Below are 21,361 nucleotides of genomic sequence, written 5' to 3' on the forward strand. Positions count from 1 at the left end.
GCTCAGCGGGGCGCCTCGATCGTGTCGATGATGCCGGTTACGACATCCTCGATCCGGCGGCCGTCGATTTCGGCGGCGGGCGACAGGATCAGGCGGTGGCGCAGCAGCGCGGGAGCAAGCGCCTTCACGTCGTCGGGAATCACGAAATCGCGCCCGTCGAGCGCCGCGCGCGCCCGCGCCGCCCCGGCCAGCATCGCGCCCGCGCGGGGGGACGCACCGCTTTCGAGGTCGGCGACGTCGCGGGTGCCGCGGATGAGGGCGAGGATATAATCGACCACTTCATCGACCAGCCGCACGCCGTTCACCACGTCGATCGCCTGCGCGACGCGGGCGGCGTCGGCGACCGGGGTGACGCCCCAGGCTTCCGGCGTCATCGCATGGGTGCGCGCGCCATGGGTGGCGACGATGCGCCGTTCTTCGGCAGCGCTGGGATAGTCGACGCTTTGTTTGAAGAGGAAGCGGTCCAGCTGCGCTTCGGGCAGCGGATAAACGCCCTGCTGCTCGATCGGATTTTGCGTGGCGACCACCATGAAGCGATCACTCAACGCCAGGCTGTCGCCGTCGATGGTGACGGTGCGTTCCTGCATCGCTTCCAGCAACGCCGCCTGCGTCTTGGGCGGGGTACGGTTGATTTCGTCGGCCAACAGCAATTCGGTGAAGATCGGCCCGCGCGTCAGGGTGAACTGGCTGGTCTGGAAATTGAACAGGTTCGCGCCGATGATGTCGCCGGGCATCAGATCCGGCGTGAACTGGATACGGCCGAAATCGAGGCCGAGCGCGCGGGCGAAACTATGCGCGATCAGCGTCTTGGCGGTGCCGGGCGGTCCTTCCAGCAGGATATGGCCGCCCGAAAAGAGCGCGACGAGCATCAGGTCGACGGTCGCTTCCTGCCCTACGACCGCGCGGGCCACTTCCTGCTTGATCGCCTGGCCCAGCGCCTGGACTGTATCTACGTTCATTGGGCTTTATCCCCTTGCCAATCATGGAGCGCCTGCGCCGCGCCGAGCAGGTCGTGTCGGTCCGACGCCGCTTGCGCCGCCTGCGCAAGGTCGGTGAAGCGGTGTTTGCCCTTCAAACTATCGAGATAGTGGTCGAGCGCGCCATCCCTCAAGCGCGCGGGCGCGGCGAAGGCGCGAGCGGCCCGATCGCGGATGGCGGCGGCGTAGCGACCGCCAAGGCGCGATTCACGGCCTGCCTTGCGGATCAGCAGCGCGCTATTGTCGACCAGCGCGGCCTTGCCGAAAGCGACGGCGCGAGTTCGGGCGCGGGGCGGGCCGAAGCGGCCGAAGGCGTGGAACCCCGCCAGCAGCAGCGTCGCGGCGATCGCCAGCGTCATCGCCAGGAAGGGCGGCTCGAACAGCAGTTTCAACGGGCTGCGCGAATGGCCCAGGCCGTTCATCGACACGTCGAAGGCGATGCCTTCGGGATCGGTGCTGTTCATCCAGTCGAGCAAGTCGAGTGCGGCGCGGGCCTGCGACAGATCCTTCATGGCGCGATTGTCGAGCAGGTCGGGATCGGCCAGCACATAGAGCGGCCCTTCCCCGACCCGGGCCAGAACGATGCCGCCTTTGCCATCGGTGATCAGCGGGGTGAGCGTGCGCCACCGGTCCATCTGCTGCTTATTGTCGGGATCGATGCCGGTGATGACCTGGATCGGGCGGGGCGCCCAGAAACGGCCGGGTACGCCGTGCGTGGTCAGCACGCCGCCGCCGCTCCTGCCCTGCCGCATGGTGAAGCAGACGCCGGGCGCGAGCACGCCGATCGGTTCGTAGAGCGGGATCAGTCCCTGATAGCGCGCCCAGCCTGGATGATCCTTATCAGCGACCATACGCCATTTGGGCAGGATGAAGAGGGTCGGCCGGGTCGCGCGCTGGATCAAGGCCTGGCTGATGTCGGTCGCGCCGGATTCGGGCGTGAGGACCAGCAGGTCTTCGGTTTCGAATTCATGGGCGTTGCGCACGATGCGCGGATTGCGGCCGGTCGCGTCGGCTAGTTTGACCAGGCCCGCATAGCCGGTCACGGCATTGGACAGGGCGTGCGCGCCGCCATTGCGGCCCGATCGCAGGTCCGGCGCATAGGCGCCCAGCACCAGCATAGCGATGAAACCGGCGATGCCGATCGCCAGCATCAGTGCAACGGTGCGCGCCCTGAACAGGCCCGCGTCGCTGCCCTCCCGCCCGATGACGATGTCGCTCATGCCGCCCAGTTCCGGGTCTGGGCGAAATCGGCATAGGCGTGGCGGCAACGGCCCCATTCGTCCGCGTCGATGGGCCGACCGCCGAACAGGCTGCGCTCCACGGCCTGCGCGATTTCCGCGAACAGGCGGCGCGGTGCGGACGGGATGCCGTCGGCGCGGGACAGGTCGCGGCTGGTGAGCGCGGGGCGCACGATCTGCGGGCGGCGGCGGGCCAGATCCTCGACGCTGCGCAGCAGGAGATGGTGGACCGCCTGCGCATAATGGCCCTGCGCGGCGAGTGCGTCGGCTTCCTCCAGCCAGGCGCGCGCCGGGGCGGCGTCGGGCGTCCAGTCGTCCTCCGCCCCATCGACCGCCATGGCCGTGCGGCGACGACGCCAGCGCGGCAGGCGCCATTCCCCGTTACGCACCCGGTCCACCACCATCCAGAGGATCAGCAGCGCCAGAACGGCGATGATCGTCCACAGGAAGATACGGGCATAGGGCGCATCAGGCATGAAGCTGCCGATCCATCGCAGGAAACGACCGACCGGCGCCAACGCCTTTTCCAGCCATTCGCCCAGCGCCTTGAGCCAGGCGGGTGGTGGCTGGCGCGCGGGCGCGGGCATCATGTCGAACTGCACGTCGCCGCCGGACAGCAGCGCGCGATGCGCCGCGGCCAGTCGATCGTCAGTCATGGAATCTGGTCCGGCCATTACTGCCTACCCCCGTCGCCGCCGACCCTAGCGCCTGATAGCGCGGGCGCAAGCCATTCAAAGGATGACAAAGTCGGACAGATGCGACAGCATGGGCGGGCAGTAGGAACGGGGGGATGGACAGGATGGCGACGCGAACGGGCTTGGAGGAAGAGCGCGCTTTTGGGGTCGGACGAGTGCTGAGCCGCGCGTTCGGCACGCTGGGCGACAATCCGGTCGCGACGTTCGGCATCGCGTTTCTGTTCGGGTCGATCCCGCAATTTTTCTACAGCTATTTTATCGGTGCGACACTGGCCGGGGCGGACCGGGCCAGCACGATCGCAGCGATCGCCGTGTCGGTCGCGTCGTTCGTCGTCTTCCTGCTGCTGTCGATGCTGGTGCAGGCGGCGCTGGTGCGGGCGACGCTGGCCTATGGCAAGGGGCAGCGGGCGACATTGGCACAATGTATCGGCACGGGGCTGGGCAAGGCGGTGCCGCTGATCGGCCTGACGATCCTGCTGATTTTGGGGATCATGGCCGGTTTCACCCTGCTCGTGGTGCCCGGCGTGATGCTGTTCCTGATGTGGTCGGTGGCGACGCCTGCGCTGGTGGCGGAAGATATCGGCGTGTTCGCCGCCTTGTCGCGCAGCCGCTTCCTGACCAAGGGGGCGCGGTGGCGCATTTTCGGTCTGCAATTGCTGCTGCTGGTGATCGTGTGGCTGATGAGCGCGGCGATGGGCGCGATCATGCTGGCGGCGGGAATTTCGCCGATCTTGGGCAACGGGGCGGCCTTTTCCCTGCCCTATCTGCTGGTGTCGGCGATCAGCAATATGCTGGTCATCGCCTTTTGGAGTACGGTGCAGGCGAGCCTCTATATCGACCTGAGCGCATGGAAGGACGGGCCGAAGACGCAGGATCTGGCGGATATCTTCGCCTGACGCTTATTTCAGGACCATCGGCAGGCCCGCCGCCACGAATATCGCGCTGTCGGCGCAGGCGGCCACCGCCTGATTGATGTCGCCCGCCATATCGCGAAAGCGGCGGGCAAGCGCGTTGTCGGGGACGATGCCGAGGCCGACTTCGTTGGTGACGAGGATGATCCTGCCGGGCGCGTGGGCGATGGCGCTGGTCAGTGCGGTGATGGCCGATGGGACATCCTCTTCGCCGAGCAAAAGGTTGGAGGCCCACAGTGTCAGGCAGTCGACCAGGATGACGACGTCGGCGCGGCTATGGTCTGTGATCGCAGCGGCCAGCGCGATCGGGGCATCGACCGTGCGCCAGCGTGGCCCGCGTGTCGCGCGATGGCGGGCGATGCGGTCTTCCATCTCACTATCGAACGCTTGTGCGGTGGCGATGTAGATCAGATCGCCGGGCAACGCTTCCGCCTGCGCCTGGGCGAAGCGGCTCTTGCCCGAGCGGGCGCCACCCAAAACCAGCAGCGATTTTTCGAATTTATGGATCATGGTCCGACCGATTTTATGAGATTTCTATTGTCCTATAGCGCGGGATTGGCGAACGGCAGCCCATGATCGACAAATGCGCACGCAAGCCGCTGGCCGACTGGACCATCCATGGCGGGCGGCTGTCGGAAGCGCAAAGAGCGTTTCCCGATGCGCCGCTGCCCTGGATCGACCTGTCCACCGGGATCAATCCCGATCCCTGGCCCGGCGTGGCGCAGGTCGCGATCGATTGGCAGCGCCTGCCCGATGCGGCGGCACTGGCGGAATTGGAAGCGCGCGCGGCGGCGCATTTCGGGGCGACCGGTGGGCATGTGCTGGCATTGCCGGGGACGGAGATGGGATTGCGCGGCCTGGCCGTACTGGGCTTGCCCGCGCCGTTCCGCCATGTCGCGCCGGGATACAGCACCCATGGGCAAGCCCTGCCGGGCAGCCGCGCGATCGGGTTCGATACGGTTGCGGAGGAGGCTGGGCGTGGCGGGACGATCCTGCTCGCCAATCCGGCGAATCCGGACGGGCGGTTGATCCCGGCGGGCGACCTTGTGGAAATAGCGGCGGCGCTGGCGCGATCCGGCGGGTGGTTGGTGGTCGATGAGGCGTTTATCGATGCGCATCCGGGCGGTAGCGTCCTGCCGTTGTTGGCGGAAGAGGCGCCTGTCATCATATTGCGATCCTTCGGCAAATTTTTTGGGCTGGCGGGCGTGCGGCTGGGCTTTGCGGTGGCCCCGCCTGCGATCATCGCACAGTGGCGGGCAATGCTGGGTAGCTGGCCGGTGTCGGCTGCGGCGATCGCCATCGGTGCGGCGGCCTATGGCGATGCGGACTGGATTGCAGCGACCCGTGTGCGGCTGCGGGCGCGGGCCGATGCAATCGACGCGGTGTTGCGGCGGCATGGGTTGGAACCGGGCGGTGCTTCGCCGCTGTTCCGGCTGGTGGAATGCGATGCTGGCCAGTTGTTCGATCGGTTGGCGCGATGTGGGATACTGACGCGGCCGTTCGCCTACGCACCGCGCTGGCTGCGGCTAGGGGTGCCGGGGTGCGAGGAAGCATTGGATCGGCTCGATCGCGCGCTGGGCGATGGTTGAACCCGTCGCGCTGATGGCGCTGGCGCTGGATGCGGCGATCGGCTGGCCTGCGGGCCTGTATCGGCGGATCGGCCATCCGGTGGGGCTGTTCGCGCGGGTGATCGATGCCTGCGAGCGGTGGGGCAATCGGCCGTCGCAGAGCGCAGTGCGGCGGCGGGCGCAGGGCGTGGCGACGATGGCGCTGCTGATCGGGATCGCGGCAGGTGGTGGCTGGCTGCTGCAATGGGGCATGATGCGCGCGCTCGGTCCGTGGGGCTGGATCGGGGTGGCGGTGTTGGCCTTTCCCGCGCTGGCGCAGCGCAGCCTGCACGATCATGTCGCGCCGGTGGCCGATGCGCTGGAGCGCGGCGACCTGCCCGCCGCGCGGCAGGCGGTCGCGATGATCGTCGGGCGGGATGTCGAAGCGCTGGACGCGGCAGGCGTCGGCCGCGCGGCGATCGAGAGCCTGTCGGAAAGTTACTGCGACGGGGTGGCGGCGCCGCTTTTCTGGCTGTTGTTGCTCGGCCTGCCGGGGGTGTGGGCCTATAAGGCGATCAATACCGCCGATAGCCTGATCGGGCATCGGGAGGAGCGCTGGCGCGCCTTTGGATGGGCGGCGGCGCGGATCGACGATGGCGCGAACCTGGTTCCTGCGCGGTTGGGCGGGGCGTTGCTCTGTGTGGCGGGCGGCGGTGGCTGGGCTGTGATGATGCGCGATGCGCGGCGGCATGCGTCGCCCAATGCGGGCTGGACCGAGGCGGCGATGGCGGGCGCTCTGGGGCTGCGGCTGGCGGGGCCGGTGAGCTATGATGGTTTCCTGCAGGACAAGCCTTGGATCGGGGATGGGCGCTGCGATGCTAATGCTGGTGATATCCGCCGGGCTTTGACGGTCTATCGTCGGGCCTGTCTTTCGCTGTGGGTTTTGGCGGGCGTGGCTGCGTGGGTTTAGAGTAGCAAGGCGACCAGCAGGCCGGTTTCGACCAGTTCGATGCCCGCCCCGTGGCAGTCCCCCGATATGCCGCCGACATGGCGTTTGAGCCATAGACTCCAGAGCAGGATCAACACCGGTGCGGCGAGAATCGCCGGATAGAATGGCGCACTGGCCGTTAGCGCGACAATCCAGACGACGAGGTGGCGGGGTGCGACCCCGTGCCGGAATTGCGCGCCCAGCCCGGCGTGGAGCGGCGGCAACCAGAGGGTCCAGAACAGCGGCCCGATCCGTGCGGCGCAGGGGATCAGGACCAGCGGCCACAGATCGCCGGTTTCTTCGAGGGCGTGGAGCAGCACCAGCTTGGCGATGAGTTGCAGCGCGATCGCCATCACGCCAAAGCTGCCGACATGGGGGTCGGCCATGACCGCCAGGAACCGCGCACGGTCCTGATGCGCCGCGCCGCGGGCGTCGGCGAGGTCGGACAGGCCATCGAGATGTAGCCCGCCGGTGACGCCGACCCAGGCAAGCAGCGCGCACAAGGCTGCGGTCCAGCTATCGATGCGCAGGCCAAGCGCGGCAACGCCCGCGACTAGCGCACCGATGACCAGCCCGGCGGCAGGGAACCAGCGCATCGAGCGGGCGAAATCGCCGTCGTTCATTGTCATGCGCGGCATGGGCAGGCGGGTGAGGAACTGCAGGGCGATGACCAGCCCTTTCACGCGCACAGGCCGATGATCTGGGCGGTTGGTCGCGCGCCTGGTTCTCGCCAGATGCGCAGGGACAGCAGGCTGGCATAGGGCAAGTCGATCGTCCACGCCTGCCGCGCGTTCAGCCCGCACAGATACGCCACCGTCGCCCGCATCGCGCCTGCATGGGTGACGACGAGGGTGGGCTTAGTCAGCGCATCGATCGCAGCGGACACGCGGCGCGTCAGGGCGGACCAGCTTTCCCCGCCGGGCGGCGGATGGCCTTCGGGGTCGTCCCAGAAACGCGCCAGCGCAGCGCTGTCGATCGCTGCCGGGAGCCGCCCGTCCCACGCGCCGAAATCCAGCTCGCGCCATCGCGCATCGGTGGTGAGGGGCAGCCCGACCGCGCGCCCGATCGCCTCCCCCGCCAGCCGTGCGCGCGACAGGTCGGAGGATAGGAGCGTCTCCACTTCCAACCCCCGCACGCGATCGACGCAGGCGGCGATCCCCTCCAGCGTAGGCTGCGCATCACCATGGCCGATCAGCCGCCCTGCCCCCTCCGGCGCGCCATGGCGTAGCAGATGGAGGCGGATGGCGCTCACAGGCCTGCGGCCACGCCTGCTTCGGCGAAGGTCGCCATGTCGTTATGCGCCGCCAGCGCCGCGCGGATGACGCCCACCGCCACCGCCGCGCCGCTGCCTTCGCCCAATCGCATGTTTAGACGCAGCAGGGGGTCAAGGCCCAGGCGGTCGAGCAGCCGCGCATGGCCGGGTTCGGCGGAACAATGGCCGGCCAGGCAATGGTCGGTGATGGCAGGCACCGCCGCTGCCAGCGGGGCCAGCGCAGCGCAGCTGATGAACCCATCCAGCACGACGGGGATGCCCAGGCGGCGCGCCGCCAACACGGCGCCTGCGATCGCGGCGATCTCCCGGCCGCCCACGCGCCGTAGCGTTTCGAACGGACTGTGGGGCGCGGCGGCATGGTGGGCGAGCGCGCGATCGACCACCGCGATCTTGCGCGCCACCCCGGCCATATCCACGCCCGTGCCCGGTCCCACCCAGGTCTCGCCGCTGCCCCCGAAAGCGCGCGCGGATAGCGCGGCGGCGGCGGTGGAATTGCCGATGCCCATTTCGCCCACGACCAGCAAGTGCAGGCCCGGCTCGACAGCATCCGCGCCTGCCGACAACGCCGCAAGACACTCCTCTTCATGCATGGCGGGCGCGATCGTGAAATCCGCCGTGGGAGAATCGAGGTCGAGCGCCACGACCTTCAGGTCCAGCCCCGCCACGCCCGCCAGCGCATTGATCGCTGCGCCACCAGCGGCGAAATTGGCGACCATCGCTGCCGTCACGCTGGCGGGAAAGGCGCTGACGCCATGGACGACGCAGCCATGATTGCCCGCAAAGATGGCGGCGCGCGCGCGTTCGATCACCGGGCGCGGCGTGCCCTGCCACCCGGCCAGGAACAGCCCGATTTCCTCCAGCCGCCCAAGCGATCCGACCGGCTTGGTCAGTTGATCCTGCCGCGCGCGGGCCGCCGCGATCGCTGTCTTTTCGGGTGCGGACAGGTTGGCGAGCGCCGTGTCGAACGCCGTCACTGTGGGAAAGCGGCTCATTCCGCGACGAAGCCGGCGGGCGGCGTGCGGGTGATGAAATGCCCCTTCACCCCCTGCGGCCATTGCTTGAACGGCACGCGGCCATGCTCGCTGGCGGCATAATGGACCGCATAGTCGAGGATCGCGGTTGCCGCATCCCGGTCCGCCGCGAACCGACCCAGCACATAGCCGACCTTGCCGGGCGCGCGCAGATGCACGGTACAAAACTCCGTGCAGGCGAACAGGCAGGGCATTTCCTGCACCGCGATGTCGGCGTAGCGCGCATCACCATCCTTCACCGCGCGCAGCGCCGCGACCAGATGCGCGCCGCCGCGCGTGCCGCTGCCGTCCTCTTTGTCGCTCGCGCTGTGGCGGCAGGTGTTGCACGCCACGACGGCGGGGCCGTCATCGACCGGGGTCAGCATGGATTTGCGTCCTTTGATGGTGGAATATTAAGGGCGGTCAAAATTCGATCCCCGCCTGCGCTTTCACGCCGGATCGGAAGGGATGCTTGACCATCGTCATGTCGGTGACGAGATCTGCCGCATCGATCAGCGCGTCAGGCGCGTTGCGGCCCGTGACGATCACATGCTTCATCGGATCGCGCGCGGTCAGCACCGCCAGCACCTCGTCCAGCGGCAGATAGTCGTAGCGCAGGACGATGTTCAGTTCGTCGGCCAGCACCATATGATAGGATGGATCGGCGATCATCCGCCGCACCTCGTCCCACGCCGCGCGCGCCGCCGCGATGTCGCGCGTGCGATCCTGCGTGTCCCAGGTGAAGCCCTCGCCCATAGGCTTGAACGCGACGTTATTTGGGAAGGCGTCGAACACGGTCTTTTCGCCGGTCGCCATCGCGCCCTTGACGAACTGGACCACGCCGACCTTCATGCCATGGCCGATCGCGCGGACGACCATGCCAAGCGCCGCGCTGGTCTTGCCCTTGCCCTTGCCGGTGTGGACGATCAGCAGGCCTTTTTCCTGCGTCTTGTTGGCCATGATCTTCGCCTGCGCGGCCTGTTTCTTGCGCATTTTTTCGGCGTGGCGTGCGTCTTGGGCGCTCGGGCTGGTCTCAGGCAGCATCTTGTTGGTCCTTTCGCATGAGATAGACGTCCATGATCCAGCCATGCTGCGCGCGCAGGGCCGCGCGTTCCGCCGCGATGCGGGGGGCGACTTCGGCCAGCGGGCCGTGGATCAGCGCTTCGTGCGCCATGCCGAGATAGGCGCCCCACCAGATGGTGACGCGATCGGGCGGCAGCGTGTCGAAGGCGCAGCCGCCGTCGAGCATGACGACGACCGTATCGGCGCCGGGCGGCCATCCGTGGGCGCGCAGCATCCGGCCCGTCGTGATCGTGACTGGTCCGCCCAGCCGGTTGAGCGGGATGGCGTGGGCGGCGGTCAGCGCCTGTATGCTGGTGATGCCGGGGATGACACGCACGGCGACGTCTATCCCTGCGTCCGCCAGCCGGTCGATGATGCGAAGGCTGCTGTCATAGAGCGAGGGATCGCCCCAGACGAGCATCGCCAGCTTGCCCCCGTCCGGCAGATGCGCGGCGATCTGCGCCTGCCATGTCGCCGCGATGGCATCGTGCCAGTCCTGCACCCCGCCCAGATAATCGGCGTCGCCTGCGTCGCGCACCGGCAGGTCGAACTCCTCGATCCTCACCGGCGCGGTCAGCATCTGTGCGCAGATTGTGCGGCGTAGGTCGATCAGGTCGGATTTGGCGTCGCCCTTGCGCGGCAGCAGGATGAGGTCGGCGCGGTTCATCGCCTGCGCCGCCTGCGCGGTCAGATGATCGGAGTTGCCGGTGCCGATGCCGATGAGCGCAAGATCGATCATGATGCGGGCGCGATTATGTGGAAAAAGCTGCCGGTAATGGGACCGCGATGGGAGCCGGTTTCCGCCACCGGCGCGCCATCCGCATCGGTGACATGGGCGAGCGGCGCGTCGGTCTGGCTCACGATGGTTGAGTAGTGAAATTCGTGGCCGCGCAGCTGCGTGCCCGCGTCCAGCCCAGCGATCGGCGCCAGCAATTGCGCATGGCGATAGCCCAGATGCATGCGCCGCTGCGCATGGCTGGTGACCAGACCCAGCAGGCCCGCCATCGCATGATGTCGCCCTGCCTTGTCGATCAGCGCTTCGCCCAGCACCATATAGCCGCCGCACTCGCCGTGGACGGGGCGAGACTGCGCATGGCGGCGCAGGCCTGCCATGAAGCCGTGCGCTTGGGCGATCGTGCCCGCGTGCAGTTCGGGATAGCCGCCGGGCAGCCAAACCAGATCGGCGTCGGGGGCGGGCGCTTCGTCGGCCAGTGGCGAGAAAGGGAATATCTGCGCCCCGGCCCGCGCCCACCCTTCCAGCAGATGGGGGTAGAGGAAGGAAAAGGCGGCGTCGCGCGCGATGGCGATCCGTTGGGCAGGCGGCGGTGGCAGGCGGCCTGCCGAACCGCCACTGCCGCCTGCCGCCGCGCTGCGGATGGCGGGTAGATCGGCATGGGTGCGCAGGAAGGTCGCATAGTCGGCGATCGTCCGGTCAAGGTCGGGATGCTCGATCGCCTGCACCAGCCCCAGATGCCGTTCGGGCAGCACCATGTCGCCGCGCCGGGGCAGCGCGCCCAGCACCGGGATGCCGACGCCCTCCAGCCCGCGTCGCACCAGCCGCTCATGGCGCGGGCTGGCGACGCGGTTCAGGATGACGCCTGCGAAGGGCACGTCCGGGTCGAGTTGCCGAAAGCCCAACGCGGTGGCGGCGGCGGACTGTGCCTGCCCCGACACGTCGATCACCAGGATGACCGGCCAGCCCATGCGGCGCGCGATGTCCGCGCTCGCGCCATGGCCGGTCGCGCCCCGGCTCGCCACGCCGTCATAGAGGCCCATCGAGCCTTCGGCGATCACCAGGTCCGCGTCCGCCGCTTCGCGGGCGATGGCGTCGATCAGGCCGCCGTCCATCGCCCAGCTGTCGAGGTTGAAGGAGGCGCGGCCACTCGCGGCGCAGTGAAAGGCCGGGTCGATATAGTCCGGCCCGCTCTTATACGGTTGCACCGCCACGCCATCCTGCGTCAGCGCGCGCAACAGCCCCAGCATCACGGTGGTCTTGCCGGTGCCGGATGCGGGCGCGGCGATCATCAGGCCCGGCGTAGTCATGCGCCCGGCTCCGCGAAGCGCGACGTAGCGTCTTGGGGGCGAAAGCGACGGTCATAGCCCGGCGCGTAGAGGCTGCTTTCGACGAAATCCTGCGCGCCCAGCACCTGGCCCACCAATATGAGCGCGGTGCGTTCCATGCTGCCCGCCACCGCCGCCTCGACCGTCGCGAGCGTGGCGCGGACGATGCGCTCGTCCGGCCAACTGGCGCGCCATATGACCGCTACAGGGCAATCCGCGCCATAGGCGGGCGACAGGTCCGCCACCAGCTGCGCCAGATTGTGGATCGACAGATGAATGGCCAGTGTCGCCTGCGTCTGCGCAAAGTGGGTCAGGCTTTCGGCGGGCGGCATGGCGCTGGCGCGGCCCGGCGTGCGGGTCAGCACGACCGACTGGGTGAGACCGGGCAGCGTCAGTTCCGCTTCCAGCGCGGCGGCGGCGGCGGCGAAGGCGGGGACGCCCGGCGTGACGGTGAAGGGGATCGCCATCGCGCGCAGGCGGCGCAGCTGCTCGCCCATCGCCGACCAGACCGACAGGTCGCCCGAATGGAGCCGCGCGACATCCTGCCCCGCCGCATCGGCGGTGGCGATTTCTGCCATGATCGCGTCCAGATCCATCGGCGCTGTGTTGACGATCCGCGCGCCCGGTGGGCAGTGGCCCAGCAGTTCGGCGGGGATCAGCGATCCGGCATAGAGGCAGACCGGGCTGGCGGCGATCAGGTCGCGCCCGCGCAGGGTTAGAAGGTCAGGTGCGCCGGGCCCGGCGCCGATGAAATGGACGGTCATTGGGGGTATCCTTGGGCGATGGCGCAGGTCGCCATGCGATCGGGCGACATCTGGCGAGGCACGAGCAGGCGTGGCGGCGGGCAGCCCGGCAGCGTGGCGGCGGCCAGCGCGCAGGCCTCCGCCACACTGCCGACGCCCCGCGCCTTCAAGCTGGCGGTGGAGCGGGTGTGCGTTGGGGCGGCCGCCATGGCGGCGGGGGCGATGGCACAGAGGGGCAAGCCCAGCGCTTGGGCCAGCGGAGTGAGCGCGGCGATCTTGTCATGCGGCGCGGCGAGGTGCGTAACGGCGGGTTGCCCGTGGCGCGCCTTGTCAAACGCGGCATGAAGGGCATCGACGCTCACGCCGCTGCGAAAGCCAAAGCCCGCGACAATCACAGCGTGACGCTCCATTGCACCACCGGAAAGCGCGATCGCCATCCGCGCCGGTCGCCCAGCGGCGCGCAGTCGGCCAGTGCGATACGGAGCAGGCTACCGCCGCGCGCGCCGTGCCAGTGGGTGAGCAGGGCTTCGGATTCGAGCGTCACGGCATTGGCGACCAGCCGCGTGTCTGCTGGCAGGCGCTGGCAAAGCTGGTGCAGCAGTTCGTCGCAGAGGCCACCTCCGATGAACACCGCATCGGGCGCAGGGCCATCGGGCAAGGCCTCGGGCGCGCGTCCGATCCGCACATCAATCCGGTCCACGCCCAGCGCGGCGGCATTGCGTTGCGCGCGGGCGGCGCGATCCGGATCGGCCTCGATCGCGCAGGCCCGGTTGGCGCGATGCGCCAGCAGCCATTCGATCGCGATCGATCCCGATCCTGCGCCGATGTCCCACAGCATTTCGCCCGGACGCGGCGTGAGGGCGGACAGGGTCAGCGCGCGGATCGGGCGCTTGGTGATTTGGCCGTCATGATCGAACAGGTCGTCGGACAGGCCGCTGGTGGACGGCAGCGCATCGCCCTCGCCCGCGACGTCGATCCCGACCGCGACGGGATGCTGGACATCGGTCAGGTCGAAGTCCCGCGCGATAACGGCGCGCCGCCGTTCGCGCGGGCCGCCCAGCGCTTCGAGCACATGCAGGACCGACCCGCCGAAGCCGAGGCCGGTCAGATAGCCAGCCAGCGCGCCAACTGCCTCGCCATCCCGCAGCAGCGCCAGCACGCGACGGCCCTTGGCGAGATGTGGACGCAAGCGCTCCAATGGCGCGGCGTGCAGGCCAAGACAGGCGACATCCTGAAGCGCCCAACCCAATCGCGCCGCCGCCAGCGTGAAGGTGGACGGCGCGGGATGCGCCACCCACTCGTCCGAAGTCAGCAGCCGCGTCACGTTCGTCCCCGCGCCGAACCAGAAGGGGTCGCCCGACGCCAGCATCACCACCCGCCGTCCGCGCTGCGCCAGCAACGGCGCGATCCCGTCGGCAAAGGGCACTGGCCATTCGATCGCGGAGCCATTAAGCGGGCCGAGCAGGGACAGGTGGCGGGCCGATCCCATGACCAGATCCGCCTGCGCCAGCGCCGCGCGGCTGTCGGCGGACAGGCCATCCAGCCCGTCTTCGCCAATGCCGACGATCGTCAACCAGGGCCGGGAACCAGCGTCAGCCATGCACAACATCCTGCTGCTGGGCGGCACATCGCAAGCGAGCGCGCTGGCCCGATTGCTGGCCGAACGCGGTGTGGCGGCCACGCTCAGCTATGCCGGGCGCACCGACAGGCCGATGGCGCAGCCCATCCCGGTGCGCGTCGGCGGCTTCGGTGGCGTGGCCGGGTTGGTCGCCTATCTGCGCGATCATCGCATCACCCATCTGGTCGATGCCACCCATCCCTTCGCAGCGACGATGAGCGCCCATGCGGTCGAGGCCGCGCGCCAGAGTGGCGTCGCCCATGTCGCGCTGACCCGCCCGGCCTGGCGTGCGGAGGACGGGGATCGTTGGATGCATGTGCCCGACATCATAGGCGCGGTCGCGGCGCTGGCCGGATCGCCGCGCCGCGTCATGCTGGCGCTGGGGCGGATGCATGTCGATGCCTTCGCCGCACAGCCGCAGCATGAGTATCTGCTGCGCTTCGTCGATGCGCCTGCCAAGCCGCCGTTGCTGCCGCACCACAGCCTGATCATCGATCGCGGGCCGTTCGGCGTCGCGGGCGATCGCGCCCTGATGCAGGCGCACGGCATCGACCTTGTCGTGTCCAAAAATGCCGGCGGCACCGGCGCACAGGCCAAGATCATCGCCGCGCGCGAACTGGGCCTGCCGGTGCTGATGATCGACCGCCCTGCTTTGCCCGCATGCACGGAACTCCACGCGCCCGAAGATGTCATGCGCTGGCTCGATCATGCCGCCCCGTCCAGCGCGGATCGCGGCGTATAGAGGACCGGCCCCGCCGGGCGCGCGATCAGGCGCGTGCGGCTCGACCCCAAGATCACCATAGTGCGCATGTCGGCCATGTCGGGCGTCGCCTCGCCGAGCGTGACGATGCGCAGATGCTCCTGCGGTGTCGATACCGCGCGGGCGAAGAGGATCGGGCGATCGTCGCCGCACAGCCCGCGCAACAGGTCGAGCGTGCCCGCGAACCCTTCCGGCCGCGCCTGCGATCGGGGGTTGTAGAAGGCCATGGCGAAGTCCGCCTCCACCGCCAGCCGCAGCCGCTTTTCGATCAGCGCCCAGGGCTTGAGATTGTCCGACAGGTTGATCGCGCAGAAATCATGGCCCAGCGGCGCACCCGCCCGCGCGCTCGCGGCCAGCATCGCGGTGATGCCCGGCAACACGCGAATGTCCAGATCACGCCAGTGCGACGGCCCTGCCTCCAGCGCCTCGAACAGCGCCGCCGCCATCGCGAACACGCCCGGATCGCCCGACGAAGCGACGACCACCCGCCGCCCCTGCGCCGCCATCTCCAACGCATGGACCGCCCGTTCCAGCTCCACCCGATTGTCGCTGGCATGCAGCGTCAGCCCTTCGCGCGGCGCGATGCGCGCGACATAGGGGATATAGCCCACGACGTCCGTCGCCTCCGCCAGGGCGGCGGTGACTTCGGGCGTCACAAGCCGCTCGTCGCCCGGCCCCAGACCCGCAATCGCGATCCATCCACTCATGGCCGCCGCCCTTGGCCATGGATCAGCAGGATCGAGAAATAGGGCGTCACGCTCTGCGCCTCCGCCAGCCGGGTCACGCGCTGGCCGGGCATGGCGGCATGTTCGACCAGCCAGGCGGCCTCCTCCCGCCCCGCCGCTGCCACCGCGCGGCGCAGCTTGGGCAGGTTGCGGCCGATCTTCATCACCACCAGTGCGTCGGTATCGCGGATGCGCCGCACCAGTTCCTCGTCCGGCAGCGTCGCCATGGCGATGGTCAGCACGTCGTCGCCCCAAGTGATCGGTACGCCCGTCGCGTTCCATGCGCCCGCCATGCCGGTGATCCCCGGCACCACCGCCACCGGCACGATGCCGGACAGGCGGCTGTGCAAATGCATGAAGGAGCCATAGAAAAAGGGATCGCCCTCGCACAGGACGACAACATCTTCGCCCGACTGCGCCAGAGCGGAGAGGCGCGCGGTGCAATCGGCATAGAAGGCGGACAGGCAGGCGTTATAGCCCGGATCGGACAGCGGGATTTCGGTCGTGACGGGATATTCCATCGCGATCTCTACGGCATCGGCGCGCAGCATTCCGTCGGCAATGCGCCGCGCCTGTCCCGGTCGCCCCGCCTTGCGGAAATAGGCGACATGACGCGCACCGCGCACCAGCCGGTCGGCGCGGACGCTCAGCAGGTCCGGCGCGCCGGGGCCAAGGCCCACGCCATGCACGGTGCCGGGAGTCAGGAGGCTGCTCATTCGGCCCGGCTCGCCAGCGCATTGATCGCCGCGACGGTGATCGCGCTGCCGCCCAGCCGCCCTTCCACGATGCAGCAGGGGACGGGCTGCGCGGCCCATAGCGCATCCTTGGACTCGCGCGCGCCCACAAACCCCACCGGACAGCCGATGATCGCCGCCGGGCGCGGGCAGTCGGGGTCTTCGAGCATGTCGAGCAAATGGAACAGCGCCGTGGGCGCATTGCCGATCGCCACCACTGCGCCTGCCAGATGCGGCCGCCACAGTTCGAGCGCGGCGGCGGAGCGGGTATTGTCCATCGCCCGCGCCATGTCCGGCACTTGTATGTCATGGAGCGTGCAGACGATCGGATTGGCGGCGGGCAGGCGCGCGCGCGTCACCCCCTCCGACACCATCCGCGCGTCGCACAGCAACGGCGCGCCCGCGTCCAGCGCGGCGCGGGCGGCAGCGACGAAGCCGGGGGAGAAACGGATGTCAGCCGCCAGTGCAACCAGCCCCGCCGCATGGATCATCCGCACGGCCACCGGCTCTTCATCGGCGGCAAAGCGCGCCAGATCGGCTTCGGCGCGGATCGTCGCGAAGGATTGGCGATAGATGGCCGCGCCATTGCGTTCATAGATATGGGGCATCAGGCGGCTCCGACATGGGCGAGGACTGCGGCGCAATCGAGCGCAGCATGCAGAGGCGGCGCACCGGCGCACGCGTCGAGGGCGAGATCGTAGCGGCCATCGCGCCCGGTCAGGGTGAGCGCGGCGGGGGCAGACCGCGCGCACCCCTTGGCGCAGCCCGAGACATGCAGGCTTCCCCGACATGCGGCGCGATCCGCCTTGCCAGATCGCGTGTCTCGACCGTGGCTTGCGGACAGGAGGGCATGCCGGGACAGGCGTCGACGCGCAGTAGCGGATCGTGCGGGTCGGTGAGCAGGCTTGCGTCGGCGATGTGGACCGGCGCTTCCAGCAGCAGCGTGCGCCATGGCGTGATGCGGATGCCTGCGTGTTCGGGCAGCATCGCGGCGAGCCGGGCCAGCGTCGCCGCGTCGATACGACCGAAGGCCAGACCATAGCGCCGCCCGACGCCCCACTCGACGGGCAGTTGTCCCGCCGGGGCTTTCGGAAGCGAGCCCGTCGCCCAACCCGGCAGCGGTGCATCATGCCGCGCCATGCGACCGGCCGCCACGCCACCACTGTCCACGAACCAGCGGGCAAGCGCGATTAGCGCGTCCACGGCCTTACCTTGCGCGACAGCCACGCCGGTCGGTCGGCCATCGGCGCGCAGCATCAGCGTGCCGCGATCGCTGCGTTCGATCCGAAAATCGCCAGGCTGCTCGAGAAGCAGCGGCTGTGCGCCCGCGTCGATGACGAAGCCGACCTTGCCCGGCAGCTTAGGCGGCAGTTCGCCGATCCGCGTCTGCAACGCGCTGGCGATGCGGCAACTCTCGTCATCCTTATGCCAGACCGGCGACACCAATATATTGCGCACCGTTTCGCGCGCCGCATCGCCATCTACCAAGTCCAGCGCCAGCAAGTGCGCCATCAGCGGCGACCAGCTATGATCCGTCACGCCGCGCAGTTGCAGGTTGGCGCGGCGGGTCACATCGATCTGGCCATTGCCATGGCCCGCTGCGGCATCCGCCAGCCCCAGCGCCTGCGCCCGCGTCAGGCGACCGAGGCGTGGCTTCACCCGCATCAGCAGCCCGTCGCCCGCCATCATCGGACGCCAGGCGTCGGGGCACCAGCCTTTGACCACGCCACCGCTCATGATGCGTCCCCCAGGCTGGCAAGGATAGAGTTGCGCCGCGTCGTCCACAGCCCGGCGGCATGGAGCGCGGCAAAGCGTGCCTCCATCGCCGCCAACGCCTGCGGATTGACCTGCGCCAGAAAGGCGCGCACGTCCGGCTGCCCCAGCGTCGCGTCATGATAGAGGTCGAACAGATGCGACGGCACCGTGCCCGACAGATGCGCGAACGCCCCCAGATGATCCAGCGTCGCGGCCAGTTCCGCCCCGCCGCGAAAGCCGTGGCGCATCATTCCCGCGACCCAGCCGGGATGCGCCGCACGGGCGCGGACGACGCGGCCGATCTCCTCCGTCAGGGTGCGCGCGGTCGGGCGGGCGGAATTGCGATTGTCGAGATGATAGAGCGCCGCTATGCCTCCCACCCGCGCCTTGGCGGCGGCAAAGCCCGCTTCATGCGCGGCATAGTCGGCGGCCAGCAGCAGGTCGGTTTCGGGCAAGTCCTGCAAATGCACGAAGGCATCCGCCCAGGCGACGCGCAGGCGCAGCCCATCGGGATCATGGACCGCCTCGTTCGCGTCGAGCGCATGATCCGATGCCGCCAGCCACGCCTCGCCCGCCGCGCGGCGCGCTTCGTCGCTATAGACCTCACGTGCATCGCCCATGCCAAGGCCATAGGCGCCGGGTTGCGGACCATAGACGCGCGGCGCAACATCCTGCCCCGCAAAGGGGTTCCAGTCGGTCGGCTCGTCCCGCCCGCACAGCGCGCGCACCGCCTGCCCGAACAGGATCGGCAGCGTCGGAAAGGCATCGCGGAATAGGCCCGACACGCGCAGCGTCACGTCGATGCGCGGCCGGTCGAGCATCGCCAGCGGCAATATCTCGATCCCCGTCACCCGCTCCGACGCCATGTCCCACACTGGCTTGGCCCCCAGCAGGTGCAGCGCCATGGCGAACTCCTCGCCCGCCGTGCGCATCGTCGCCGATCCCCATAGATCGACCACCAATCCGCGCGGATAATCGCCCTGATCCTGCAAATGCCGCCGCACCAGTTCCTCCGCCAGCCGCACGCCCTGCGCATAGGCTGCGCGAGACGGCACGGCGCGCGGGTCGATGGCGTAGAGGTTGCGCCCGGTCGGCAGAACATCGGCGCGCCCGCGATAGGGCGAACCCGATGGACCGGGCGCCACGCGTCGTCCGTCGAGCGCGGCGAGCAGCCCTGCCCGCTCGCCCGCGCCATGTTCGCCGCGACCGAAGATATGCAGCCCGTCGCCGAACTGGCTTTCCTTGATGTCGCACACGAAGCGGTCGATGCGCGTGATCGCTTCGGCCAGCGACACCGCCCGGTCCAGCCCCAGTTCCGCCTCCAGCCCCAACACGCGCGCTTCATCGCGGATCGCGCCTCGCAGTCGGTCGCGGCGGGCCGGGTCCAGCCCGTCGGCGTTGGAAAATTCGTCCAGCAGCGCCTCGATCCCATGCAATCCCGCGCCGCTCTGCGTCTGAACCAATGGCGGCGGGACGTGGCCGATGGTGACGGCGGCGATGCGCCGCTTGGCCTGCGCGGCTTCGCCCGGATCGTTGACGATGAAGGGGTAGATGACCGGCGTGGCACCGATCAGCGCTTCGGGCCAGCAGGTGTCCGACAGCGCCACCGCCTTGCCCGGCAACCATTCCAGCGTGCCATGCGCACCGATATGGACGATCGCGTCGATTCCCTGCGCGCGCAGCCAGAGGTAGAAGGCGACATAGGCATGGCGCGGGCAGCGGGACAGATCATGATAGTCGGCGTCGCGATCCGCCGACCGGCCCCGTTCGGGCTGGAGCGCGACGAGGATATGGCCCATCGCGATCGCCGGGAACCGGAATACAACGTCCTGCACTGCCGGATCGTCTTGCGGCTCCCCCCACGCCTCCGCCAGGTCGGCGCGTAGCGTGTCCGGCAGGGTCGCGAGCGCTGCTTGATACGCCTCCAGCGGCCAGTCCAGCCAAACCTTATCCAATGCGGTGACGGGCGGTCTGTTTGCGCCCAATATGTAGCCTGCGTCGGACAGGTCGGTCAGCATCGCCTCCGCCGAAGCGAGCGCGTCCAGTCCCACGGCATGGGCCATCTGATAGGCTTTGCCCGGATAGGTGGACAGCAGGAGTGCCACGCGGCGCGCCTGTGCGGGCTTGCGCGCCAGGGCGATCCACGCCGCTACGCGATCGACGATCGCGGCGATCCGGGCGGGGTCGCCGCGATGGACGACATGGGAAAATTCCAGCGCGGCGTCGCGCGCGCTGGCTTCCTTGAAGCTGACGACCCCGGCGAAAAGCCGTCCGTCCACTTCGGGCATCACCACATGCATGGCGAGATCGGCGGGAGACAGGCCGCGCGGGGCCGCCTGCCAGTCGTCGCGCCGCGATGTCGCGAGCGCGATTTGAAAAACCGGCACGCCTGCGCCATCAAGCGGGGTATCGCCCGCTTCCCCCGCGCCGAAAAGGCGGTGGCGTTGATGATCGCAGCGGGGCCGAGTTGGGCGATCCACCGGGCGACCTGATCGCGCGCATCGGGCGCTTTGAGCGAGGGCACGAAGAGCGACAGCGCATCGCAGCCTTTTCGCGCGAGCGCCGCGTGGAGGCCGACGAAGGGGTCAAGGTCATGTGCGGTCAGATAGGCGCGGTAGAAGAGGATCAGGACGAGGGGGCGATCGGGGTTTCGCGCGATGCTTGCGGGATCGACCACGCCCTGTTCGGGGCACCAGCCGCCCATCATCGGCAGCGGCGCGTCCTGTGTCCCGAAGCGGTCGCCCAGGCCCGCCGCCATCGCGATCATCCCCAACGCCCCGCGCGCAGCGGACGCGCCGCCCATATCGCAGCAGCGGGTCATCTGCCGCAACAAGGGCGCCGGGATGGTGGATATGGCGTCGAGGCGTGGGTCGGCCCGTCCGTCGGCGGGCAGCACCGCCAGCGCGATGCCTTTGGTACGCGCCAGTAGTTCGACCTGTTGCAGGCCGTAGCTCCAATAGGGGGTGCCGCCGATCAGGCGGATCACTATCCCCTTGGCGTGCGACAGGGTGCGTTCGACATAGGTGTCGACCGATAGCGGATGGGTGAGCGCGGCCAGATTGGCGAGCCGCAGGGACGGCAGGGGCGCGCCGCCGACCGCCGCCACGTCATCGCGCGCCTGACGCCACGCTGCCGCGAAGGCGCTGAGGTCGCTGTCTGAAAAGGACAGGACGACAAGGTCGGAGGCGCTCTGCCCCAGATCCTGCGGGACGGCGCTTTCGTCCAGCCCGTGCGTTTCGCGGAATATGACGTGCATGGCGGCGG

Annotated in this window: 22 protein-coding genes and 1 pseudogene; 4 read left to right on the top strand and 19 right to left on the bottom strand. The window is 69.0% G+C overall.

From position 1 onward, the window contains the following. Positions 1 to 2: 2 nt before the first annotated feature. From U5A89_RS17845 to U5A89_RS17855, 3 genes are read right to left on the bottom strand one after another with little or no spacing between them, the layout of a single operon-like run. The gene (locus tag U5A89_RS17845) at positions 3 to 959 is read right to left on the bottom strand and encodes an AAA family ATPase (RefSeq protein WP_338162366.1); all 957 of its coding nucleotides are present in this window, start codon (positions 957 to 959) and stop codon (positions 3 to 5) included. Next, positions 956 to 2,197 (bottom strand): hypothetical protein, encoded by a 1,242-nt coding sequence (locus U5A89_RS17850; protein WP_338162367.1) that lies wholly within the window; start codon positions 2,195 to 2,197, stop codon positions 956 to 958. Before U5A89_RS17850 ends, U5A89_RS17845 begins: the two co-directional genes overlap by 4 nt. Beyond that, positions 2,194 to 2,871 (bottom strand): DUF4129 domain-containing protein, encoded by a 678-nt coding sequence (locus U5A89_RS17855; protein WP_338162368.1) that lies wholly within the window; start codon positions 2,869 to 2,871, stop codon positions 2,194 to 2,196. The genes U5A89_RS17850 and U5A89_RS17855 overlap by 4 nt, the downstream gene beginning before the upstream one ends. A gap of 143 nt (positions 2,872 to 3,014) precedes the next feature. Between U5A89_RS17855 and U5A89_RS17860 the strand changes: the two genes are divergently transcribed. Then, the gene (locus U5A89_RS17860; RefSeq protein ID WP_338162369.1) at positions 3,015 to 3,806 is read left to right on the top strand and encodes a hypothetical protein; all 792 of its coding nucleotides are present in this window, start codon (positions 3,015 to 3,017) and stop codon (positions 3,804 to 3,806) included. 3 nt (positions 3,807 to 3,809) lie between these two features. Here the strand turns inward: U5A89_RS17860 and cobU are convergent, their stop codons facing one another. Then, positions 3,810 to 4,331 carry a bifunctional adenosylcobinamide kinase/adenosylcobinamide-phosphate guanylyltransferase gene (gene cobU / locus U5A89_RS17865; protein WP_338162370.1) on the bottom strand — a complete coding sequence of 174 codons (522 nt, stop codon included), beginning with the start codon at positions 4,329 to 4,331 and terminating at the stop codon, positions 3,810 to 3,812. Between the two features lie 62 nt (positions 4,332 to 4,393). On the opposite strand from cobU, the gene U5A89_RS17870 reads away from it, so the two are divergent. Both U5A89_RS17870 and cbiB read left to right on the top strand, forming a co-directional pair. Next, positions 4,394 to 5,410 (top strand): aminotransferase class I/II-fold pyridoxal phosphate-dependent enzyme, encoded by a 1,017-nt coding sequence (locus tag U5A89_RS17870; RefSeq protein ID WP_338162371.1) that lies wholly within the window; start codon positions 4,394 to 4,396, stop codon positions 5,408 to 5,410. Beyond that, the gene (cbiB, locus tag U5A89_RS17875; protein ID WP_338162372.1) at positions 5,403 to 6,338 is read left to right on the top strand and encodes an adenosylcobinamide-phosphate synthase CbiB; all 936 of its coding nucleotides are present in this window, start codon (positions 5,403 to 5,405) and stop codon (positions 6,336 to 6,338) included. Before U5A89_RS17870 ends, cbiB begins: the two co-directional genes overlap by 8 nt. Here the strand turns inward: cbiB and cobS are convergent. From cobS to cbiE, 10 genes are read right to left on the bottom strand one after another with little or no spacing between them, the layout of a single operon-like run. Beyond that, complete coding sequence (cobS, locus tag U5A89_RS17880) at positions 6,335 to 7,039, bottom strand: adenosylcobinamide-GDP ribazoletransferase (protein WP_338162373.1); 705 nt, start codon at positions 7,037 to 7,039, stop codon at positions 6,335 to 6,337. The two genes, cbiB and cobS, sit on opposite strands and share 4 nt — an antisense overlap. Then, complete coding sequence (locus U5A89_RS17885) at positions 7,036 to 7,608, bottom strand: histidine phosphatase family protein (RefSeq protein ID WP_338162374.1); 573 nt, start codon at positions 7,606 to 7,608, stop codon at positions 7,036 to 7,038. Before U5A89_RS17885 ends, cobS begins: the two co-directional genes overlap by 4 nt. Continuing rightward, complete coding sequence (gene cobT, locus U5A89_RS17890; protein ID WP_338162375.1) at positions 7,605 to 8,621, bottom strand: nicotinate-nucleotide--dimethylbenzimidazole phosphoribosyltransferase; 1,017 nt, start codon at positions 8,619 to 8,621, stop codon at positions 7,605 to 7,607. Before cobT ends, U5A89_RS17885 begins: the two co-directional genes overlap by 4 nt. After that, the gene (locus tag U5A89_RS17895) at positions 8,618 to 9,025 is read right to left on the bottom strand and encodes a DUF1636 domain-containing protein (RefSeq protein ID WP_338162376.1); all 408 of its coding nucleotides are present in this window, start codon (positions 9,023 to 9,025) and stop codon (positions 8,618 to 8,620) included. The genes cobT and U5A89_RS17895 overlap by 4 nt, the downstream gene beginning before the upstream one ends. Before the next feature lie 37 nt (positions 9,026 to 9,062). Further along, a complete protein-coding gene (gene cobO, locus U5A89_RS17900; RefSeq protein ID WP_338162377.1) occupies positions 9,063 to 9,683 on the bottom strand; it encodes a cob(I)yrinic acid a,c-diamide adenosyltransferase in 621 nt (206 codons plus the stop codon). Continuing rightward, positions 9,673 to 10,440, bottom strand: coding sequence for a precorrin-6A synthase (deacetylating) (cobF, locus tag U5A89_RS17905; protein WP_338162378.1), 768 nt, complete (start codon positions 10,438 to 10,440; stop codon positions 9,673 to 9,675). The genes cobO and cobF overlap by 11 nt, the downstream gene beginning before the upstream one ends. Further along, positions 10,437 to 11,744, bottom strand: a complete 1,308-nt coding sequence (locus U5A89_RS17910; RefSeq protein ID WP_338162379.1) for a cobyrinic acid a,c-diamide synthase CobB — start codon at positions 11,742 to 11,744, stop codon at positions 10,437 to 10,439. The genes cobF and U5A89_RS17910 overlap by 4 nt, the downstream gene beginning before the upstream one ends. Next, positions 11,741 to 12,526: a precorrin-4 C(11)-methyltransferase gene (gene cobM / locus U5A89_RS17915; protein ID WP_338162380.1), complete on the bottom strand. Its 786-nt coding sequence runs from the start codon at positions 12,524 to 12,526 to the stop codon at positions 11,741 to 11,743. Before cobM ends, U5A89_RS17910 begins: the two co-directional genes overlap by 4 nt. Beyond that, the gene (locus tag U5A89_RS17920) at positions 12,523 to 12,900 is read right to left on the bottom strand and encodes a cobalamin biosynthesis protein (RefSeq protein ID WP_338163100.1); all 378 of its coding nucleotides are present in this window, start codon (positions 12,898 to 12,900) and stop codon (positions 12,523 to 12,525) included. Before U5A89_RS17920 ends, cobM begins: the two co-directional genes overlap by 4 nt. After that, on the bottom strand, positions 12,897 to 14,105 hold the full coding sequence (gene cbiE / locus U5A89_RS17925; protein WP_338162381.1) for a precorrin-6y C5,15-methyltransferase (decarboxylating) subunit CbiE: 1,209 nt from the start codon (positions 14,103 to 14,105) through the stop codon (positions 12,897 to 12,899). The genes U5A89_RS17920 and cbiE overlap by 4 nt, the downstream gene beginning before the upstream one ends. On the opposite strand from cbiE, the gene U5A89_RS17930 reads away from it, so the two are divergent. Next, complete coding sequence (locus tag U5A89_RS17930; protein WP_338162382.1) at positions 14,104 to 14,865, top strand: cobalt-precorrin-6A reductase; 762 nt, start codon at positions 14,104 to 14,106, stop codon at positions 14,863 to 14,865. The genes cbiE and U5A89_RS17930 overlap by 2 nt on opposite strands. On the opposite strand, the gene cobJ is transcribed toward U5A89_RS17930, so the two are convergent. From cobJ to cobN, 5 genes and pseudogenes are all read right to left on the bottom strand, one after another. Next, positions 14,829 to 15,590 carry a precorrin-3B C(17)-methyltransferase gene (gene cobJ / locus U5A89_RS17935; protein ID WP_338162383.1) on the bottom strand — a complete coding sequence of 254 codons (762 nt, stop codon included), beginning with the start codon at positions 15,588 to 15,590 and terminating at the stop codon, positions 14,829 to 14,831. The two genes, U5A89_RS17930 and cobJ, sit on opposite strands and share 37 nt — an antisense overlap. Beyond that, positions 15,587 to 16,324, bottom strand: a complete 738-nt coding sequence (gene cobI, locus U5A89_RS17940) for a precorrin-2 C(20)-methyltransferase (protein WP_338162384.1) — start codon at positions 16,322 to 16,324, stop codon at positions 15,587 to 15,589. The genes cobJ and cobI overlap by 4 nt, the downstream gene beginning before the upstream one ends. Further along, entirely contained in the window at positions 16,321 to 16,950 is a 630-nt protein-coding gene (locus U5A89_RS17945; RefSeq protein WP_338162385.1) for a precorrin-8X methylmutase, read from the bottom strand. Before U5A89_RS17945 ends, cobI begins: the two co-directional genes overlap by 4 nt. A 109-nt stretch (positions 16,951 to 17,059) precedes the next feature. Then, the gene (locus U5A89_RS17950; protein WP_338162386.1) at positions 17,060 to 18,079 is read right to left on the bottom strand and encodes a cobalamin biosynthesis protein CobG; all 1,020 of its coding nucleotides are present in this window, start codon (positions 18,077 to 18,079) and stop codon (positions 17,060 to 17,062) included. Further along, a pseudogene (cobN, locus tag U5A89_RS17955) lies at positions 18,076 to 21,353 on the bottom strand (cobaltochelatase subunit CobN). Before cobN ends, U5A89_RS17950 begins: the two are co-directional and overlap by 4 nt. Positions 21,354 to 21,361: the final 8 nt, after the last annotated feature.

Origin of the sequence: Sphingobium sp. HWE2-09 (genome assembly GCF_035989265.1) — a bacterium.
Taxonomy (GTDB): domain Bacteria; phylum Pseudomonadota; class Alphaproteobacteria; order Sphingomonadales; family Sphingomonadaceae; genus Sphingobium.